This window comes from Geomonas propionica (genome assembly GCF_016458235.1).
In the GTDB taxonomy this organism is placed as follows: domain Bacteria; phylum Desulfobacterota; class Desulfuromonadia; order Geobacterales; family Geobacteraceae; genus Geomonas; species Geomonas propionica.
In genome coordinates this window covers 23,340-41,856 of the sequence record NZ_JAEMHK010000005.1, presented here as the reverse complement: position 1 = coordinate 41,856, position 18,517 = coordinate 23,340, and the positions used below count along the sequence as shown (strand labels likewise).

Annotated in this window: 16 protein-coding genes; 5 read left to right on the top strand and 11 right to left on the bottom strand. The window is 62.4% G+C overall.

Going from position 1 to position 18,517, the window contains the following annotated elements; all coding sequences use genetic code 11:
* Positions 1–156: 156 nt before the first annotated feature.
* The 4 genes from JFN90_RS08125 to rimI are packed head-to-tail and all read right to left on the bottom strand — an operon-like array spanning position 157 to position 3,353.
* Entirely contained in the window at positions 157–1,188 is a 1,032-nt protein-coding gene (locus tag JFN90_RS08125) for a KamA family radical SAM protein (RefSeq protein WP_199394618.1), read from the bottom strand.
* Complete coding sequence (locus tag JFN90_RS08120; RefSeq protein ID WP_199394617.1) at positions 1,188–2,105, bottom strand: dihydroorotate dehydrogenase; 918 nt, start codon at positions 2,103–2,105, stop codon at positions 1,188–1,190. The genes JFN90_RS08125 and JFN90_RS08120 overlap by 1 nt, the downstream gene beginning before the upstream one ends.
* Positions 2,106–2,107: 2 nt before the next feature.
* A complete protein-coding gene (locus JFN90_RS08115; RefSeq protein WP_199394616.1) occupies positions 2,108–2,917 on the bottom strand; it encodes a dihydroorotate dehydrogenase electron transfer subunit in 810 nt (269 codons plus the stop codon).
* Positions 2,907–3,353: a ribosomal protein S18-alanine N-acetyltransferase gene (gene rimI / locus JFN90_RS08110; protein ID WP_199394615.1), complete on the bottom strand. Its 447-nt coding sequence runs from the start codon at positions 3,351–3,353 to the stop codon at positions 2,907–2,909. The genes JFN90_RS08115 and rimI overlap by 11 nt, the downstream gene beginning before the upstream one ends.
* 143 nt (positions 3,354–3,496) lie before the next feature.
* Between rimI and purM the strand changes: the two genes are divergently transcribed.
* The 3 genes from purM to JFN90_RS08095 are packed head-to-tail and all read left to right on the top strand — an operon-like array spanning position 3,497 to position 6,146.
* Positions 3,497–4,543: a phosphoribosylformylglycinamidine cyclo-ligase gene (gene purM, locus JFN90_RS08105; RefSeq protein ID WP_199394614.1), complete on the top strand. Its 1,047-nt coding sequence runs from the start codon at positions 3,497–3,499 to the stop codon at positions 4,541–4,543.
* A 16-nt stretch (positions 4,544–4,559) separates the two neighbouring features.
* Positions 4,560–5,174, top strand: a complete 615-nt coding sequence (gene purN, locus JFN90_RS08100) for a phosphoribosylglycinamide formyltransferase (RefSeq protein WP_199394613.1) — start codon at positions 4,560–4,562, stop codon at positions 5,172–5,174.
* Positions 5,175–5,231: 57 nt separating this feature from the next.
* The gene (locus tag JFN90_RS08095) at positions 5,232–6,146 is read left to right on the top strand and encodes a ChaN family lipoprotein (RefSeq protein ID WP_236018912.1); all 915 of its coding nucleotides are present in this window, start codon (positions 5,232–5,234) and stop codon (positions 6,144–6,146) included.
* Between the two features lie 16 nt (positions 6,147–6,162).
* On the opposite strand, the gene JFN90_RS08090 is transcribed toward JFN90_RS08095, so the two are convergent.
* The 4 genes from JFN90_RS08090 to JFN90_RS08075 all read right to left on the bottom strand — a co-directional run bounded on the left by JFN90_RS08090 (position 6,163) and on the right by JFN90_RS08075 (position 11,704).
* Positions 6,163–6,447, bottom strand: coding sequence for an EscU/YscU/HrcU family type III secretion system export apparatus switch protein (locus JFN90_RS08090; RefSeq protein ID WP_199394612.1), 285 nt, complete (start codon positions 6,445–6,447; stop codon positions 6,163–6,165).
* On the bottom strand, positions 6,440–7,381 hold the full coding sequence (fliK, locus tag JFN90_RS08085; protein WP_199394611.1) for a flagellar hook-length control protein FliK: 942 nt from the start codon (positions 7,379–7,381) through the stop codon (positions 6,440–6,442). The genes JFN90_RS08090 and fliK overlap by 8 nt, the downstream gene beginning before the upstream one ends.
* Before the next feature lie 100 nt (positions 7,382–7,481).
* Positions 7,482–10,589 carry an efflux RND transporter permease subunit gene (locus JFN90_RS08080; RefSeq protein ID WP_199394610.1) on the bottom strand — a complete coding sequence of 1,036 codons (3,108 nt, stop codon included), beginning with the start codon at positions 10,587–10,589 and terminating at the stop codon, positions 7,482–7,484.
* Complete coding sequence (locus tag JFN90_RS08075) at positions 10,586–11,704, bottom strand: efflux RND transporter periplasmic adaptor subunit (RefSeq protein ID WP_328755426.1); 1,119 nt, start codon at positions 11,702–11,704, stop codon at positions 10,586–10,588. Before JFN90_RS08075 ends, JFN90_RS08080 begins: the two co-directional genes overlap by 4 nt.
* 195 nt (positions 11,705–11,899) lie before the next feature.
* Between JFN90_RS08075 and JFN90_RS08070 the strand changes: the two genes are divergently transcribed.
* Positions 11,900–14,224: a PAS domain S-box protein gene (locus JFN90_RS08070; protein ID WP_199394608.1), complete on the top strand. Its 2,325-nt coding sequence runs from the start codon at positions 11,900–11,902 to the stop codon at positions 14,222–14,224.
* Entirely contained in the window at positions 14,221–15,264 is a 1,044-nt protein-coding gene (locus tag JFN90_RS08065) for a response regulator (RefSeq protein WP_199394607.1), read from the top strand. Before JFN90_RS08070 ends, JFN90_RS08065 begins: the two co-directional genes overlap by 4 nt.
* Positions 15,265–15,449: 185 nt before the next feature.
* Here the strand turns inward: JFN90_RS08065 and JFN90_RS08060 are convergent, their stop codons facing one another.
* From JFN90_RS08060 to JFN90_RS08050, 3 genes are all read right to left on the bottom strand, one after another.
* On the bottom strand, positions 15,450–16,904 hold the full coding sequence (locus JFN90_RS08060) for a sigma-54-dependent transcriptional regulator (protein ID WP_199394606.1): 1,455 nt from the start codon (positions 16,902–16,904) through the stop codon (positions 15,450–15,452).
* A 148-nt stretch (positions 16,905–17,052) separates the two neighbouring features.
* Positions 17,053–17,301: a hypothetical protein gene (locus JFN90_RS08055; RefSeq protein ID WP_199394605.1), complete on the bottom strand. Its 249-nt coding sequence runs from the start codon at positions 17,299–17,301 to the stop codon at positions 17,053–17,055.
* A gap of 97 nt (positions 17,302–17,398) precedes the next feature.
* Positions 17,399–18,379, bottom strand: coding sequence for a class 1 fructose-bisphosphatase (locus JFN90_RS08050; protein WP_199394604.1), 981 nt, complete (start codon positions 18,377–18,379; stop codon positions 17,399–17,401).
* Positions 18,380–18,517: the final 138 nt, after the last annotated feature.

Below are 18,517 nucleotides of genomic sequence, written 5' to 3'. Positions count from 1 at the left end.
GCAAGGTTCCTTTCCTGGAAAACTACGGCACCTGAAGAAAGTATCTAAATTATCGGCATAAATGCCGCACAGCCTGAGCGGAAATATAAGGCGACAAAAAAGCCGGATGCGGGAAGCATCCGGCTCGGGGCGAGAAAGGCGTATGAGGCGGGGGCGTCAGGTCTCCTGGTACTCGATCTCCTCGCCCAGGTAATTGCGCACCCAAAGGCGGCTGCCGTCGGCGCTGAAACGGGCCGAGGCGACCTCGACCTTCCCTTTCCCTCCCGGCAGGTCGATGACGTAGTGCGGCACGGCGAGGCCGGAGGTGTGACCGCGCAGCGCGGCCATGACCGTGATGCCGTCGGCGACCCTGGTACGGAAGTGGGCGGTCCCCTGGACCAGGTCCATCTGGTGGATGTAGTAAGGACGCACCCGGATCGCCAACAGGCGCTGCATCAACTCGCGCATCACCTGCGGGTCGTCGTTCACCCCCTTCAAGAGCACGCTCTGGTTACCGAGCTGGATGCCGGCGTCGGCGAGGCGCGCGCAGGCACGGGCCGACTGCTCGGTTACCTCGCGCGGGTGGTTGAAGTGGGTGTTGACGTAGAGCGGCTGGTGACGTTTCAGCATGCGGGCGAGCCGCGCCGTGACCCGCTCCGGGAAAGTCACCGGCACGCGGGTGCCGATCCGGATGATCTCTACGTGGGGGATGCGGCGCAGGGCAGTGAGGATCTGCTCCAGGCGGTCGTCGGAGAGCAGCAGCGGGTCGCCGCCGGAGAGGATCACGTCGCGGATCTGGGGCTGAGAGGCGATGTAGGCCACCGCTTCGTCCAAGGGCGCGGCGTTCATCCCCTGGCACCCCACCCCGCGCTTTCTCATGCAGAAGCGGCAGTAGACGGCGCAGGCGGTGGAGACCAGGAACACGACCCGGTCCGGGTAACGGTGGATCAGCCCCGGCACCGGGGAGAGGCGCTCCTCATCGAGCGGATCCGGGGACTGGGTCAGGTCATCCAGTTCCGCCGGGTCCGGGACGCACTGGCGCCAGATCGGATCCCCCGGCTCGCGGATCAGGCCGAGGTAGTACGGGGTGATGCGCATCGGGTAGCGCCGCACCACGTGGGAGAGATTCTCCCCCTGCGCATGAAAAAGCCCGGCAAGCTCCTCCGGGCTGGTGATGCAATCGTTAAGGCTGTGCTCCCAGGCTTCCATCAGGCTTCAAGGGCCCCAATCAGGGAGCGGACGCTTTCGATCCCCTGCTCGACCAGGTACTGTTCCATCTCCTGCGCGATGCGCTGCGCGGCAGAGGGGTCGAGGAAGCTCGCGGTGCCCACCTGGATGGCGGTGGCGCCGGCCAGCATGAACTCCAGGGCGTCGCGGCCGTTCATGATGCCGCCGATGCCGATCAGCGGCAGCTTGACCGCTTTTGCCACCTGCCAGACCATCCTGAGCGCGACCGGCTTGATGGCCGGGCCGGAGAGGCCACCGGTGACGTTGGCGAGCACCGGGCGGCGACGGTCGAGGTCGATGGCCATCCCGGTGAGGGTGTTGATGAGCGAAAGCGCATCGGCGCCGGCGTCGGCGCAGGCTTTCGCCATGAGCACCACGTCGGTGACGTTGGGGGAAAGCTTCACGATGAGCGGCTTGGAGGTGTTCCGCTTCACCAGGGAAACCACCTCCTTGGCGGCGCCCGGATCGGTGCCGAACACGATCCCCCCCTGCTTCACGTTGGGACAGGAGATGTTGACCTCGATGCCGGCCACGCCAGCCAGGCCGTCCAGACGGCTCGCCACCTCGCCGTACTCCTCCAGGGTGTTGCCGTAGAGGTTGGCGATCACCGGGGTGTTCACGTTCTTCAGGTAGGGGAGCTTCTGCTCGATAAAGGCGTCGATGCCGACGTTCTGCAGGCCGATGGCGTTGAGCATCCCCCCCTGCGTCTCCACGATGCGCGGGGTCGGGTTGCCGGCCTTGGGCTTCAGGGAAAGCCCCTTGGTCACCATGGCGCCGATGCTTTCCAGGTCGAGGTAATCGGCGAATTCCGCACCGTAGCCGAAGGTGCCGGAGGCGGTCATGACGGGGTTGCGCATCGGGATCCCGGCGAGGACCACGGACATGTCAGGTCGTTGCATTGCTAACTCCATTGCAGTTCAAAGCTGTCGAAGACGGGGCCGTCCTTGCAGACGCAGCGGTAGTCGGGGGTCTCGTCGCTGTGGTTGGCACCCTTCATGACGCACCCAAGGCAGGCGCCCACGCCGCAGGCCATGTACGCCTCCATGGAAACCTGGCAGGGCACGCCCAGTTTTTGAGACATCTTGGCTACCGCGTTCAGCATCGGGGTCGGGCCACAGGCGAAGATGCGCATGCCGGTACCGAGGTGGCGCTCCAGCACCTGGGTCACGAAACCGCGCTCCCCGAGGGTGCCGTCGTCCGTGGCCACGTAGGTCTCGACACCGAGCCGCTCGAATTCGGTGATGCAGAGGACGTCGTCGCGGTTGCGTCCCCCGGCGAAGAGGCGCACCTTCTCGCCGCGCTGCTTCAGTTCCTTGGCAAGGTAGTACAGCGGGGCAAGGCCCACGCCGCCGCCCACCAGCACCTTCTCCTCGCCGGCGGGTCCCATCTGGAACCCCTTGCCGAGCGGGACCAGCAGGTCGACCAGGTCGCCGTGGTGCAGCGCGGAGAGGATCTTGGTCCCTTTCCCCACCACCTTGTACAGGATCTCGCAGTACACCTGTGTGCCGCAGCCGGCATACTCGGGGACGAAGCTCCCCACATCGAAGAGTCCGAAGGGGCGCCTGAGCAGCGGGTCGATGGCGTCGTTCACCTTCAGCATGACGAACTGCCCGGGGACCGCGGAGGCGAGTTCCTCCGGAGCGCTCATCCTCATCCTGAAGTAGTTGGGCGACACCTCGACGTTAGAGATAACCATGGATTTAAACTGCATCGTTTTCCTCTACTTGAGCTATGGATAGGTCCATCAGAATGGCATCGTCGCCATTTTCGTAGTAGTTCTTGCGGCGCCCCACCTCGGTGAAGCCCAGGCGCCGATAAAGAGAGATCGCCTCGTGGTTGCCCACCCGGACTTCCAGGCAGAGCAGGTTCAACTTGTGCTTTCGGCAGAAGGCGACGCCCCAGTCGACCAGCGCGCGACCGATGCCGCCCCCCCGGAAAGCGGGGCCGACGGCGACATCGAGGATCTCGGCCTCGTCCAGCACTTGCTTCAGACAGAGGTACCCGGCGACCTTCCCGTCACCGGTCACGGCCACCACCGGGAAGCTGCCGGGACTCTCCATCTCGTCCAGAAAATGGCGCCGGGTCCAGGGGCGGGGAAACGATGCCGACTCGATTTCGAGGACGCTGTCTAAGTCCTCGTTACGCATGGCACGAAGTGCTATTTTGTTCCCCGAGGCTGACACAGCAAGGCATATTAAGCAAAGGACCTGTCGAAGTAAACAACTTTTTCACTTTGACTTTTACGGGGGAATGGGATAGATTTCGTCTTTACTTTATCGGAGGTTTAGCCTTGAAAGAGAAGAATATCACATATAAAGACGCCGGGGTAGACATAGACGCCGGCAACACTTTCGTCAAGATGATCAAGCCGTTGGTGAAGGCCACTTCCCGTCCGGAAGTCCTCGCTGACATAGGCGGATTTGGCGGTCTCTTCTCACTGAACACCGGCAAGTACAAACATCCCGTGCTCGTCTCCGGCACCGACGGTGTCGGCACCAAGCTGAAACTTGCCTTCCTGGCCGACCGTCATGACACCATCGGCATCGACCTGGTAGCGATGTGCGTCAACGACATCATCGTCCAGGGCGCCGAGCCCCTCTTCTTCCTGGATTACCTGGCCACCGCCAAACTCGACCCTGAGAAAGGCGCCTCGATCATCAAGGGCGTTTCCGAAGGTTGCGTCCAGGCAGGCTGCGCCCTGATCGGCGGCGAGACCGCCGAGATGCCCGGCTTCTACACCGGCGACGAGTACGACATGGCCGGCTTCGCGGTTGGCGTTGTCGAGCGTGAGAAGATCATCGACGGCTCCTCCATCACCGTGGGCAACAAACTGATCGGCCTCTCCTCCTCCGGCCTGCACTCCAACGGCTACTCGCTGGCCAGGAAGGTCATCCTGGAGCACATGGGGCTGGACATCAACGACGAGCTCCCGGGCCTTGGTAAGACCGTGGCCGAGGAGTTGCTCACCCCGACCCGCATCTACGTCCGTTCCGTATTGAACCTGCTTCGTGACTTCAACATCAGCGGCCTGGCCCACATCACCGGCGGCGGCCTGCTGGAGAACGTCCCCCGCGTGCTCCCCAACGGCTGCAAGGCGGTCATCAAGAAGGACACCTGGGACGTTCCGGAGATCTTCAAGATCATCGAGAAAGGCGGCAACATCGAGGAGAACGAGATGTTCCGTACCTTCAACTGCGGCATCGGCATGGTCCTCGTGGTCCCGGAGAAAGAGGCCGACGACATCATGATCAGGCTCACCGGCCTCAACGAAACAGCTTTCGTCATCGGCGACGTGGTCAAGTGCGAAGCCGGCAAGGAGTGCGTGGAGCTGGTCTAGTCCGCGCGGAAACCTCATGGGGAATGAACTCAAAATAGGGGTACTGATCTCGGGCAGCGGCAGCAACCTGCAGTCGATCATCGACGCCTGCGCAGCCGGTACCATCAACGGACGCGTGGTCTGCGTGATCAGCAACAAGGCCGACGCTTTCGGGCTGGAACGGGCCAGGAAGGCCGGCATCCCTGCGCTGCACCTGGACCACCGCGCCTACACCGGCCGCGAGGCCTATGACGAGGCGGTGGTCGCGACCCTGCGCGAGTTCGACGTGGAACTGGTGGTAATGGCGGGCTTCATGCGCATCATCACCTCGGTGCTTTTGGACGCCTTCCCGATGCGGGTCATGAACATCCATCCGGCGCTCCTGCCCGCTTTCCCCGGGCTGCACGCCCAACGCCAGGCGCTGGAGTACGGCGCCAAGGTCGCCGGCTGCACCGTCCACTTCGTGGACTGCGGCACCGACACCGGCCCCATCATCATCCAGGCGGCGGTTCCGGTCTTGGAGGGGGATACCGAGGATAGCCTCTGTGCCCGCATCCAGAAGGAAGAGCACCGGATCTACCCGGAAGCGGTGCGGCTCTTCTGCGAGGGGCTTTTGCAGGTGGACGGCAGGGTAGTCACCGTCTCGGCATAAGCATCCCGCTCAAACAGAACACAAACGCCCCCTGGCAATGCCAGGGGGCGTTTTTATTTGGTACTGCCCGCTCTCGCACCATTTTTCTTTACCGTGGCGCCCGTCCGGCGTTTCTGCTATAACCACGCCATGCCCTTCCCTCACGCCGCCAGATTGCTGCTGAGCTTGCTCCTGACCGCCCTGCTGTGCGGCTGCTCCATCTCGCAGGCGCTGCGGGTACGGGACGGCGCCACCGTGGACGTCGACACCATGATCGCCGACATCTCGGGCGCGCCGGTGCTCTTTATCGGCGAGCGGCACGACGCGGCAGCCCATCACGGCCTGCAACTGCGGGTGCTTCAGTCCCTCAAGGCCCGTGGCAAGGACGTCGCCATTGGCATGGAGATGTTCGAGCTTGTGAGTCAGCCAGCGCTCGATGCCTGGAGCGCCGGCAGGGTGCCGGAAGATGCCTTCCGCAAGGTGTACCAGTGGAGCTGGCACAACATCCCCTGGGGCATGTACAGCGACATCTTTTTCTTCGCCCGCGACAACCACATCCCGATCGTGGCGCTGAACGCGCCGCGCTCCGTGGTGCAGTCGGTGGCGCAGCGCGGCTTCGCCTCCCTCTCCCCGCTTGAACTCGCCGAACTGCCGCCGGACATTGACGCCAGGGTGACCGACGAGTTCGTCAGATTCATAGGCAGCTACTCCTCCAACCACGGCAGAAATTTGGAATCATTCCGGCACATCGCCGAGGCGCAGATGCTGCGCAACATGGTGATGGCGAGGCGCATCACCGGCTACTTGGCGGCACACCCGGAAAAGGTCATGGTCGTGATTGCAGGCGGGGGGCATGCGCGCGGGGTGGGAGGCGTACCTGCGGAGTTGAAGGGGAACCTGGAGTACCGGATCGTATTACCCCCGGTCCCGCCGCTGGACAAGGAGCACGTCACCGCTGAGGACACGGACTACCTGCTGGTGGAGCGCTTCTAGCGCCAAGCGGGGAAGTTTAAAGCTGCCGATCCAGTTGCTGGTCCAGCGAGTAGAGCCAGGCCAACAGTTCGGCGACCGCCTGGTACAGTTCCGGCGGGATTTCGGCGTCAAGATCGACCTGCATCAGCATGGCGACCAGTTCCGCGGACTGGTGCACGTACACGCCGTGCTCCTTGGCGAGCGATATGATCGCCTCCGCGCTGATGCCAGCCCCCTTGGCGACGACGCGGGGAGCGCCACCCTCGTCGGGGCTGTAGGCCATGGCCACCGCGCGTTTCATGTCGGAGGTTTTCCTAGTCATCCTTGGCCGCCATCTTGTTCAGGTGCAGTCCCTGGGCGGCCAGCGAGGCGCGCAGCTCGCCGCTGGCCTGGCGCATCAATTCCGACGCACCGGGACGGTCACAGACCAGTTGGACGTTGATCCCCTCGGGCGTGAAACGAAGCGACGCCTTTACCCCGCCCAGGCGCGGCAGGTCCAGAGAGAGGTTCGCCTCGATCCCCTGTTCCCACTGCTCCGCGCTCCCCTCGCCCACCACCAGCCTCATCTCCTGACCGGGCCAGGCCTCCCCCTGCCAGGCGAGCACGCCGGTATTCAACAGGTGCAGTTGCTCCTTGATGAGCGGCAGCGTTCGGCTGTCGGCGATGGCGCCGCCAGCCTGCTCACCCGCAGCATCCCCCTCCCCCTCCGACAGCAGGCGGGACAGCTTCCCCTGGGGTTCCTTGAGCAGCTCCTTCAGGGGGAGCCCCCCCAGCGCCCACTGGGCCAGGTGCGATTCGTAGAACATCCCGTTCTGGGTGAGGCTCGTCTTCAGCCTGCCCGCGAGTTGTGCAGCGGCCTGCTCAGGATGCTCGACCAGCGGTTCGGACGCCGGCGGCAGCCCCGGCGCGTTCTCCACCACGTCGGCAAGCCACTTCCCCATGGAACTCAGCTGCACCGACTCGGTTTGGGGGCGCAGCATCTGGAAGGTGACGCGGGGATCGGCAGTGACGAAGGTGAGGTCCAGGGTTTCCCCGGGCTGCACGTTGAGCGGGATCTCCAGCTTGTAAAGTTCCCCGGCGACCCGGGCCATGTACATGCTGTTGGGGAGGTTGGCGATGATCTCTGCCTTGACCTGCTGGCCGGGGTTCAGCTGCAGCAGGGAACTGGCGCGCTCCTGCACGTCGGCGGCCGGGGTGACCGCCGTCTTGGCCAGGATGGTCAATACCTGTTTTTGAGCATCGTCGTTGATCAACATGCCGCTAACTCCACCAACATGAAAGACGTTCTAGGTTCTACGTTCTAAGTTCTACGTTCATCTTCTACTTTCTATGTCTAGACATTGTCGTTCTAGAAAGTTACGGTCCCGGTTGCTGCGCCGGCACTTTCTTCCGAAAAAACTCCCGACCCCTCTGCACGGCGCGGTCCATGTAGTAGTAGACCACCGGCGTGATGTAGAGCGTCAAAAGCTGCGACACAAGGAGGCCCCCAACGACCGCGAGCCCCAAGGGGCGCCGCCCTTCCGAACTGGCCCCGATGGCAAGGGCGATGGGGAGAGTCCCCATAAGCGCCGCCATGGTGGTCATCATGATGGGACGGAAACGAACCAGGCACCCCTGGTGGATTGCCTCCATCGGACTCTTTCCCTCGCGCCTCTGCGCGTCGAGCGCGAAGTCGATCATCATGATGGCGTTCTTTTTCACGATCCCCACCAGCATGATGATGCCGACGAAGGCGTACAGATCCAGCTCCTTGTGAAACAGCATCAGCGTCAAGAGCGCGCCGAGCCCGGCGGAGGGGAGCCCGGACAGGATGGTGATCGGGTGCACGTAGCTCTCGTAGAGGATCCCGAGCACCAGGTAGATCACCACCACGGCCGCCAGCAGCAACAGCGTCAGCCCCTTGGTCGAGGACTGGAAGGCCTGCGCCGCTCCCTGAAAGCCGGTATTGATCCCGGGGGGAAGCGTGCTCGCGGCCAGCTTCTCAACCGCCGCCACCGCCTCGCCCAGGGGTACCCCCGGCTTTACGTTGAAAGAAACGGTGACGCTGGTGATCTGCCCCAGATGGTTCACCGACAGCGGCCCCAGCGACTTGCCGAGCGCGGTCATGGTGGACAACGGCACCAGCGCGCCCGTGGACGACCTCACGTAGAGGAGCCCCAGGGCGGAGGGGTCGAGCCGGTACTGCGGCTCCAGTTCCAGGATCACCTGGTACTGGTTGGTCGGGGCGAAGATGGTGGAGACCTGCCTGGAGCCGTAGGCGTAGTAAAGCGCGTCCTCGATCTGCTGCGCCGTCACCCCGAGCGCCGTCGCCTTGTCCCGATCGATCTTCAGGTCGACCTGCGGGTTCTTGAGCTGCAGGTCGCTGGTGACGTCAAGCAGTTGCGGCACCTGCTTCAGCTTCTGCTCGAAGGCGGCCGCGCTGTCGTAGAGCACCTGGGTGTCCGGGCTCTGCAGTACGAACTGGTACTGGCTCTTGGAGAGCTGCGCCTCCAGCCTGATCGGAGGCGGGTTCTGCATGAAGGCCTGGATACCCGGCACCTCTGCCAGTTTCGGGCGCAACTGCTGGATTACTTGGTCGACCGAATCATTCCTTTCACTTCTCGGCTTAAGCGTGATAAACATGAAGCCCGAATTAGAACCGACCCGGGAGCCCGAGGCACCGACGGTGGACATGAACCCCTTGATGTTCTTGTTGCCGGCGATCCTTTTGGCAAGCTCCTGCTGATGGATGACCATCTCCTCGAATGAAGCCCCCTGCGCCCCCTCGGTGGTGCAGTAGAAAGAGTCCAGGTCCTCACTGGGGAGAAGCCCCATGGGCATCACTTTGAACAGGTACACCGTGACCGCGGTCATGATCAGGGTGATGACGAGGGTGGCGCGTCGGTACCTGAGTACGGCGCTCAGGGTCCGGCTGTAGGCGGCGAGCAGGGAGTCGAAGCAGCGTTCCAGAAAAAGGTACATCCTGCCGTGGCGCTCCTCTGCTGGGGGATGCAGGAAACGACTGCAGAGCATCGGGGTGAGGGTCAGGGAAACCACGCCCGAGATCAGAATGGCGCAGGTGATGGTGACGGCGAACTCGTGCAAGAGCCGCCCCAACATGCCCCCCATGAAGAGCACCGGGATGAAGACGGCCACCAGCGAGATGGTCATGGAGACGATGGTGAAGCCGATCTCCCTGGCCCCCTTGAGCGCGGCCTCCATGGGACGCTCACCATGCTCCATGTGGCGCACGATGTTTTCCAGCATGACGATGGCGTCGTCGACGACGAAGCCGACCGAGAGGGTGAGCGCCATCAGGGTGATGTTGTTCACCGAGAAACCCAGGCCGTACATGGCGGCGAAGGTGCCGATAAGCGAGATGGGGAGCGCCAGGCTCGGGATCACCGTGGCCGAGAGGTTCCTGAGGAACAGGAAGATCACCATGATCACCAGACCGATGGTGAGCACCAGGGTGAACTTGACGTCGGCCACCGAGTGCCGAATCGCCTGGGAGCGGTCGTAGAGCTCGTGCAGGGTGACCGCGCCGGGAAGCTGGTCCCGGAAGCCGGGCAAAAGTTTCTTGATGGAGTCCACCACCTCGATGGTGTTGGTGCCGGGCTGGCGCTGCACGGCGAGGATGATGGCCCGCTCGCTGCCGTTGAACCAGCCGGCGATCTTGTCGTTCTCAACCGAGTCGACCACGTTCCCCAGGTCCGACAGCCGCACCGGTGCGCCGCCGCGGTAGGCGACGATGAGCGGCCGGTAGGCGGCCGCGTCGAGGAGCTCACCCTGCGACTGGATCGCGAAGGACTTGCTGGCGTCCTGCAGGGTCCCGGTGGGGAGGTTCACGTTGCCCCGGGACAGGGCCTGCGAGACCTCGTCGATGCCGATCTTGCGGGAGGCGAGCGCCATCGGGTTCAGCCGCGCCCGGACCGCGTACTTCTGGGCGCCATAGACCTGCACCTGCGCCACCCCGCTCACCATGGAGATGCGCTGCGCGATCATGGTGTCCGCGTACTCGTTCACCTGCGACAGCGGTAGGGTCTTGGAGCTGAGCACCAGGTAGAGCACCGGCTGGTCGGCGGGATTGACCTTCTGGTAGGACGGGGGGGACGGCATGTCCTGGGGGAGTTGCCGGCTCGCCTTAGTGATGGCTGACTGCACGTCCTGCGCGGCGGCGTCGATGTCGCGCTCCAGCGCGAAGCGAAGCGTAATGCGCGTCACGCCCTGGCCGCTGGTGGAGTTCATGGTGTCGATGCCGGCGATGGTGGAGAGCTGGCGCTCCAGCGGCGTGGCGACGGCGCTGGCCATAGTCTCCGGGCTCGCTCCCGGGAGGTTGGCGGTGACCTGGATGGTGGGGTAATCGACGCTGGGGAGATCGTTCACCGGGAGCAGCTGGTAACCGATCAGTCCCGCCAGCACGATGGCGAGCATGACCAGGCTGGTCATCACCGGGCGCCGGATGAAGAGTTCGGCGAGGTTCATGTGGGCGCCCCGCCCTTCACTGCCACCTTGCCGCCCGGCACCAGTTTCACCTGCCCGTCGGTGACCACCGTGTCACCAGGGACGAGCCCCTTCTCGATCACGGTGAGCCCATCAAGGGAGGGGCCGGTGCTGACCGGGCGCACCTCCGCCGTGGCGTCGGGCTTCACCACGTAGACGAATTCACCCCGCTGGCCGGTCTGGACGGCCCGGGTGGGGACCACGGTCGCGCCCTTCCTGGTATCGAGGGTGATGGCGACGTTGACGAACTGCCCGGGCCAGAGGGTCTTGCGGGCGTTGGCGAAGGTGGCCTTCACCTTGATGGTGCCGGTGGCGGGATCGACGCCGTTGTCCAGGAAAGTGATCGTCCCGTGCTCAGCGATGGCGCTCCCCGCGACCCTGGCCTGGACCGGCAACCGGTCGCTCATCCTCCCCTTGACGGTGGCGAGATCTTTTTCGGGCAGCGAGAAGGTGACGTAAAGCGGGACGATCTGGTTGATGGTGACCAGCGCCGTGTCGTTTTCCTTCACCAGGTTGCCGGCATGGGTGGTAAGCCCGCCGGTGCGCCCGGGCATGGGGGAGCGGATGAAACAGTAATCGAGCTGCAGCTTGGCGTTGTCCACCGCGGCGCGCAGCGAGGCTACCGAGGCGGAGAGGGAGTCGGCGTTGGCCTGGAGCTGGTCGTACTGCTCACGGGTTACGATCCCCTCCTGCCAGAGCGCGGCGTAACGCTTCGCCTGTTCGCGGGCGTTGTTGGCGCTGGCGAGATCGCGGGCAAGGTTGGCCTGGGCCTGCGCCAGCTGCGCCTGGAACGGGCGCGGGTCCACGGTGAACAGCAGCGACCCTTTGGCGACGTCGTCCCCTTCTTTGAAGCGCACCCCGGTGATCATCCCGGCGACGCGGGACTTGAGCGCCACGGTGGCGTAGGGCTCGACGTTGCCGATGGCGCGCAGCTCGATGGGAACGTCCTTCTGCGTGGCCCGGGCCACGCTGACCGGCGCCGGAGGCTTTGTTTTCGGCTTCTCTGTCTGTTTGGAGCAGCCTGTGCCAAGGGAAGCGGACAAAAGCACAAGCAGCAGGATTTTGGGCAAGGGACGGGCAAGAGAAAGGATGTGCACGCTGTTTTCTCCTTTGTGGCGGGTAAGCTGGCAAGATTCATAGCATACTCCGCCGGCAATTTGTAGCCAAAGAAGCGGCGTACACACTCTTTCCTTTTTTGATAAAAATGATGACGCAGCTAAACCTATCAGGGCAGCCGGCCGATAAGGAGGTGAAGGAAGGTTGCGAATCAGATGCACCGACGCGAGGGGCAGATGAAACATCCACTGCGCATCCTGATCGTAGACGATTCCCCCGAGGACACCATCCTCATCGTCCGGCACCTTCAGAAGGAGTTCTCGCCTATCTACGAGCGGGTGGAGACCCCGGACGAGATGAACGCGGCGCTGGACCGCGGGGGATGGCACATAGTCGTCTCCGACTACGTCATGCCCCGTTTCAGCGGCCTGGGGGCGCTGCAGCTCATGCACGAGCGCGGTGTCGACCTCCCTTTCATCATGGTTTCGGGCCAGATGGGGGAGGATGCGGCCGTCGAGGCGATGCGCGCCGGGGCGCACGACTACCTGATCAAGGACCGCCTGTCGCGGTTGATCCCGGCCATCAGGCGGGAGCTGAAGGAAGCGGTGGTGCGCCGCGAGCGGCGCGTGGCGGAAGAAGCCCTGTCCGCGACCGAGGCGCGTTTTCAGAGCCTGGTGGAGCAGTCCCTGGTCGGCATCTTCATGCTGCAGAAAGACATCTTCATTTACGCGAACCCGAAGCTGGGCGCCATCTTCGGCTATGCGCCGGAGCAGTTGATCGAAAAGCGCAGCCTCCTCGATCTGGTCGCCGACGAAGACCATGTCCGGGTGCTGGCCGAGTTCCTGCGTCCGCTCAAGGAGGGCAGCGAGCCGCTGCATTTCTTCTTCCGAGGCAAACGGCAGGACGGCTCCGCCATCGACCTTGAGGTGAACGGCACCAGGACCCTGATCAACGGCTCGGATGCCGTGATCGGCACGCTGCTCGACATCACCGAACGCCGCCGCGCCGAGGCGGAACTGAGCAAGTTATGGCGCGCCGTCGAACAGAGCCCGGTATCGGTGGTGATCACCGACCTGCGGGGTTGCATCGAGTACGTGAACCCGAAGTTCATCGAGGTCTGCGGCTATCCCGAGGCCGAGCTGATCGGCGTCAAGACCAGCGTCCTCAAGTCCGGCAACATGGACGAGGAGTTCTACCGCGACCTGTGGCAGACCATCTGCTCCGGCAAGGAATGGCACGGCGAACTGCACAACCGGAAGAAAAACGGTGACCTTTTCTGGGAGAGCTGCTCCATATCCGCGGTCAAGAACCCGGAGGGAGAGATCACCCACTTCGTCGGCGTGAAGGAAGACATCACCGAGAGAAAGCTGGTCGTGGACCAGTTGCGCCAGGTTCAGAAGATGGAGGCTGTGGGCCAGTTGGCCGGCGGCATCGCCCACGACTTCAACAACCTGCTCACCGTGATCAACGGCTACAGCACGCTTTTGATCCGGGCCCTGGACGAACAGTCGCCCATGCACAAGGAGGCGGAACAGATCCTGCGCGCAGGGGAGCGGGCCGCCGACCTCACCCGGCAGTTGCTCAGTTTCAGCCGCCGGCAGATCATGGAGCCGCGGGTGCTGGACATGAACCGCCAGGTGAAATCGGTCCAGAAGATGCTGGAGCGGCTCATCGGCGAGAACATCCGGCTGGTCACCGACCTCGCTCCCGATGCCGGGCTGATCAAGATGGACCCGGGGCAACTGGAACAGATCGTCATGAACCTGGTGGTGAACGCGCGCGACGCCTCCGACACCGGCGGGGTCATCACCGTGGAGACCATGAACTGCGAGCTGGACGAAGCCTATACGCATCGCCACCCGGGCTCACAGCTCGGCAGCTTCGTCAGGCTGAGCGTCACCGACCGTGGCCAGGGAATGACCCAGGAGGTGAAGCAGCGACTTTTCGAGCCGTTCTTCACCACCAAGGAGATGGGGCGCGGCACCGGCTTGGGACTTGCCACGGTGTACGGCATCGTGAAGCAGTGTGGCGGCTACATCGAGGTGATCAGCGAACCGGGGCAAGGGGCGCGCTTCGACATCTATCTGCCCCGCACCCTCCAGGAGGCGGAGTCCCAGTCCAAACAGCAGCTCGACGAGGCTATCGATACCGACCACACCATACTGGTGGTCGAGGATGAGCCCGGCGTGCTGAACCTGGTGGTGCATACCCTGAGAATGCGCGGATTCAGGGTGCTGGAAACGACGGACCCAGAACAGGGCATCGTACTGTTCGAGAAGCACGCCGACGAGATCGACATGCTCCTGACCGACGTGGTCATGCCCTTTATGAGCGGCCCTACCCTGGCTGAGCATCTGCTGGCCAGGAAGCCGCAGCTCAAAGTACTTTTCATGTCTGGACACACAGACAACCGGACCAGCTTCGAGAAGACGCTGGAGAGAGGGATGCAGTTCCTGCCCAAGCCCTTTGCAAGTGACGCCCTGATCAGAAAGGTGAGGGACACGTTGCAGGGGACCGGGTCGCAAGAAGCGACGCGGGCGATTCCAGGAGGTAGCAATTGAAAGGGAACATACTCATAGCCGACGACGAGGACATGATCAGAGAACTGATCAACATCACTCTGTCCAAGGAAGGTTTTACCTGCTTTCAGGCCGGCAGCGCCGAAGAAGGCCTCGACATCATCAACAGCCAGCAGTTGGACCTGGCCCTTCTGGATATCATGATGCCCGGTCGCTCCGGCATCGATCTACTAAAGGACATCAAGCAGGTCACGCCGGACACCACGGTGCTGATGATCACCGCGATGAACGACATGGACACTGCGCTTTCATGCATCCACAACGGGGCCGAGGACTACATCACCAAGCCCTTCAACCTGGACCGGGTGCTTTTGACCGTGAAGAACACATTGGAGAAGCGGCGCCTGATCATGGAGAACAAGGAGTACCAGGCCAACCTGGAGCTCAAGGTCCGCGAACAGACCCAGGTGATCCGGGCCGTCATGGGCGAGATCAACCAAGCCTACGAGCACACGCTGGCGGCGCTGATCCGGGCGCTGGACGCGAGGGAAAAGGAAGTCGGTTCGCACTCGGAACGGGTGATGGCGTACACCTGCCTGCTGGCGGAGAAAGCGGGTATCGGGCCCGAGGAGCGGATCATCTTGGGCAAGGGCGCCCTCTTGCACGACATCGGCAAGATCGGCGTATCCGACAACATCCTGTTGAAGCCGGGGAAACTGGACGACGAGGAATGGAATGTGATGCGCCAACACCCGAAGATCGGCTACGACATCCTGGCCGGGATCAAGTACTTCACCGACGCGGCCGAACTGGTGCTGTTTCATCATGAGCGCTACGACGGCGCCGGCTATCCCCATCGGGTGGCCGGCGAGGCGATACCGATCAGCGCGCGCATCTTCTCACTGGTTGACACCCTGGACGCCATGACCTCGGATCGTCCCTATCGTAAGGCCCTCACCTTCCAGGCGGTGCTGGACGAAGTGGTGCGCTGCTCCGGACAGCAGTTCGACCCGAAGCTCGTAGACGTGTTCCTCTCCATACCGAAGGAGGAGTGGGAGAAGGCGGCGGGTAAGACGCTGTAATCCGACCCGTGCCACTGTAGGGGCGAATAATCATTCGTCCAGCGATGACACACCAGGGTGGTCCACGCAAGGCAAAGTACAAGGGCGAATAATTATTCGCCCCTACAGGAAGATAAAAACAAAAGAAGAGCCGGCTGACCATCAGGTCGCCGGCTCTTCTTATTCATGCTGTTACCGCCTGATTGCTAGGACTGTTCGCCCATCCCGATCCGGTAGCGCTCCAAGCGGTCGCGCAAGGTGTTGCGGCTGATACCGAGCAACTTGGCGGCGAAGACCTGGTTGTTGTTACTCTTCTCCATGGCCATGTGGATCAGCGCCTTCTCGAGCCCCATGTTGACGCTCTCGTAGATGGCCCCCTTGTTCTTCTGGCAGATGCCGTCGAAAACCGGCTCCAGCATGCTCCAGAACACCTCGTAGTAGTCGTCCCCCACAACGTCGAGGTCGACCTCCTTGAAGCCCGCCTTGGCGGTCAGGAACGACTCAAAGTCGCCGGAAACAAGGATGTCGCCGCGGCAGAAGACCACCGCCGAGTTGATGACGTTCTTCAGTTCCCTGATGTTCCCTTCGAACTGGTGGCTCATCAAAAGCGCCATGGTGTCGGGGGCGACCCCCTTCACGTTCTTGCCGTATTTCTTGGCGAACTTCCTCACGAAGAGGTCGACCAGGAGCGGTATGTCCTCGGTGCGGTCCCTAAGCGGCGGCAGGAAGAAGTTCACCACGCGCAGACGGTAAAAAAGGTCCATCCGGAAGGACTTCTCCTTCACCGAGGCCAACAGCGACCGGTTGGTGGCGGCGATGACCCGGACGTCGACCTTGATGGTCTCGTTCCCGCCTACCCGCTCAAACTCCTGGTTCTCGAGGACGCGCAGGAACTTGCCCTGGTTGGCGGGACTCATCTCCCCGACCTCGTCGAGGAAGATGGTGCCGCCGTTGCATTGCTCGAACTTGCCGATGCGGCGGGAATGGGCGTCGGTGAAGGCCCCTTTCTCGTGCCCGAACAGTTCCGACTCGAGCAGTGCCTCGGGGAGCGCGGCGCAGTTGACGGCCAGGAAGGGACGGTTCTTGCGGCGGGAGTTGTTGTAGATGGCGCGCGCCAGGAGCTCTTTGCCGGTGCCGGATTCGCCCTGGATCAGGACGGCCGCGTCGGAATCGGCGACGGTCCCCACCATCTTCCAGATCTCGATCATCTCGGGCGAGGAGCCGATCATCAGGTCCTCGGTGAGATCCTCCTCGGCCTGGGGACGCTCCTTGGTATAGCGCACCTTGCGGCTCAAGAGGTTGCACTCCAGCGCCTTCTTGACCGCCCCCTTCAGCTTGTTCATGTCGAACGGCTTGGTGACGTAGTCGAAAGCACCGTGCTTCATGGCCTCGATCGCGTTCTGGGTGGTCTTGTAACCGGTGGCCATGATCACGGCCAGGCCGGGATCGATCTTCTTCGCCTCCTTGAGCACCTCGATGCCGGACTTCTGGGGAAGGCTGATATCCATGATCGCCACGTTGGGACGATCGGCGATGACGCGCTTCAATGCTTCTTCACTGTCGCTTTCCAGCAGCAGTTCGTATTCCTCGCCCGTGAAGATGGTCTTCAGCATGAGCAGGATGTCGTGATCGTCATCCAGAATGAGCAGTTTAGCAGACATGGCCGGTCCCCCCGATGGGCTATTATAATCCGCGCCGGTCTATTGCCAAGACCGGACGTGGGAAAGATGAATAAGTCCTACCGGTGATACCAAAAGAACCGCCTGAATAAAGCGGTTCTCCCGGTTGTACCTCTAAAGAGCGAAGCTGTTACTGGTCGTCGTCTTCGTAATCGTCGTCATCGTATGAATCAAGGTCGTCGGCGTCCTCTTCCTGGTCCTCGTCATATTCCTCGTCGGCCAGGTACTGCGGACGATCGTCCTCCTCCTTGATGGCCTCGAAACGGGCCAGGATGGCGGGATTGGTGCAGTAGCGTTCGACCTTGCAGGTGCAGGTATCGAGGTCGCAGAGGTCAAACAGCTGGATTTCGCTGCACAACCTTTTGGTGCTAGTAGTCATTTCTTACCTCTGGAAATCTGGTTAATACAATTATCGCCATACCGCTTGATAACTTTAGCGGAAAACGCCGCAGTACGGCCAATGTTACAACAAAACGCTAACCGTTGACAAACGATGCCGCAGCGGCCGGTACGCCTTTGTGCTCGGCGAGGAAATCGGTGGCTGCCTTCACGTCGGCCTTGCAGCCGATGTAGATCGGCGCCCTCTGGTCCAGCGACTCGGGAACGATGTCGAGGATCGGGATATTGCCGTTGCTGGCGGAGCCGCCGGCGTGCTCAATGATGAAGGCCATCGGGTTCAACTCAAACAGGACGCGCAGCTTGCCGTTGGGCGAGCCCTTGAGCGCCGGGTACATAAAGATCCCCTTCCCTTTCATCAGCACCTGGTTGATGTCCGGAACGAAGCCGCCGGAGTAGCGCAGCTTGCACCCCTTGGCTTCCAGGTGGCGGATGAACTGCTCGTCGCCGTCGTTGTATTTGTTCCGCAGGCCGCCCGGGGCATAGATGTTCCCCTCTTCCTGCATCCTGATGTTCTCGCGGGTCAGGGTGAACTCCATCAGGTTGTTCATGGTGAACTCGTGCACGCCGTCGCCCACGGTGTAAACCAGGGAAACCCTCGGCCCGTACAGGATGTACATGGCGGCAACCTGGTTGCGGCCCGGCTGGAGCAGGTCGCATCCTTCGTAGATGGAGACGATGGTGCCCACGGCGAGGTTGACGTCGACCAGCGAGGAACCATCCAAGGGATCGTACGCGACCGAGTAGAGGCCGTCGGCGCTGGCCTGGGCCTGGTAGATCTCGTCCATTTCCTCGGAGGCGATGTTGCAGACTACGCCGGAGTGGATCAGGCGCTTGCGCATGATGCGGTCGGAGAGCACGTCGAGGGCAAGCTGCTCCTCGCCGTAAAGGTTAGAGGTACCGGCGACGCCCAGGTCACCGGTGCGCACCGCGTTGATGACATACTTGCTGGCCTCGGCAATCTCACAGATGAGGTGCACGAGGTTGTCACTGATGTTCTGACCGCGCAGATGACGGCGCAGTTCTATCTGGAATTTCGACGTTCCCGGTGCAGCAGGCATAGGACCTCCCAAGATTAAATTAAAATTATTTTACGACCCGGTAGATTATGTCAAAAAATGCCACAAATCAAGAGAAAAAAGGGTGAATTCTGTAAACCGGAACAAGGAAGTTGGTAAACAAAATTGACCACATAGTGA